This window comes from Streptomyces sp. SID1328 (assembly GCF_009865595.1).
GTDB lineage: Bacteria > Actinomycetota > Actinomycetes > Streptomycetales > Streptomycetaceae > Streptomyces > Streptomyces griseoluteus.
Window position 1 is genome coordinate 1 of sequence record NZ_WWKH01000770.1, and the last position, 884, is coordinate 884.

The 884-nt window shown below is 74.8% G+C and carries 2 protein-coding genes; one reads left to right on the forward strand and one right to left on the reverse strand.

The genetic code is table 11. The annotated features are described in order from the left end of the window. Positions 1-365 (reverse strand): response regulator (locus GT030_RS24645; protein ID WP_161202976.1); only part of this gene is annotated, 365 nt, incomplete at its 3' end. Between the two features lie 105 nt (positions 366-470). Here GT030_RS24645 and GT030_RS24650 point away from each other — a divergent pair. Beyond that, the coding region (locus GT030_RS24650) for a glycosyltransferase family 2 protein (RefSeq protein WP_161202977.1) at positions 471-884 on the forward strand (414 nt) is incomplete at its 3' end.

The following is an 884-nucleotide window of genomic DNA, read 5'->3' on the forward strand; positions in this document are numbered from 1 at the left end:
TCCACGCGCAGCACCAGCTCGCGCGGGCTGAACGGCTTCGTCACATAGTCGTCCGCGCCGACCTCCAGACCGAGCACACGGTCGTCCTCGTCGCCGCGCGCGGTGAGCATGATGACCGGCACCGGGCCGCGCTCCCGCAGCCGGGCGCACACCTCCAGCCCATCCATGCCGGGCAGCATGAGGTCGAGCACCACCAGGTCGGGCCACCGGCCGGCGGCGGACTCGAGGGCGGAGGGGCCGTCCGCGGCGCGGTCCACCGCGTGTCCGGCACGGACCAGGTACCCGGCGACGACCTCCGCGACGGTCGGGTCGTCGTCCACGACCAGGACCCGGCCGGCGGACGGTGTTGTGTTCGGCTGCTGCATGCCCTCCAGCCTGGCACCACGACCGGGCCCCGCCCCCCACGGCAGCCGGACGTCCGCGTTTCGTAAGGAGCGGAAGTCCGGTTCGTCCTGGTTCGGCTTCGTAGGGTGACAGCCGTGACCACCTCATCCCCACCCACCCCTGCCCTCGTGGACGTCGTGCTGCCCTGCCTGGACGAGGCAGAGGCGCTGCCCTGGGTGCTGGCCCGCATCCCGGCGGGCTGGCGCGCCATCGTCGTGGACAACGGCTCCACCGACGCCTCCGCCGAGGTCGCCCGCGCCCTGGGCGCGACCGTCGTACGCGAGGAACGGCGCGGCTTCGGTGCCGCCTGCCACGCCGGGCTGCTCGCCGCCACCGCGGACCTGGTCTGCTTCTGCGACTGCGACGCCTCTCTCGACCCGAGCCTGCTCGTGCCCTTCATCGAGGAGGTGCGCGCGGGCGGGGCCGACCTGGTGCTCGGGCGGCGCCGTCCGCAGGGGCGGGGGAGCTGGCCCGCGCACGCCCGCGCGGGCAACCTTGCG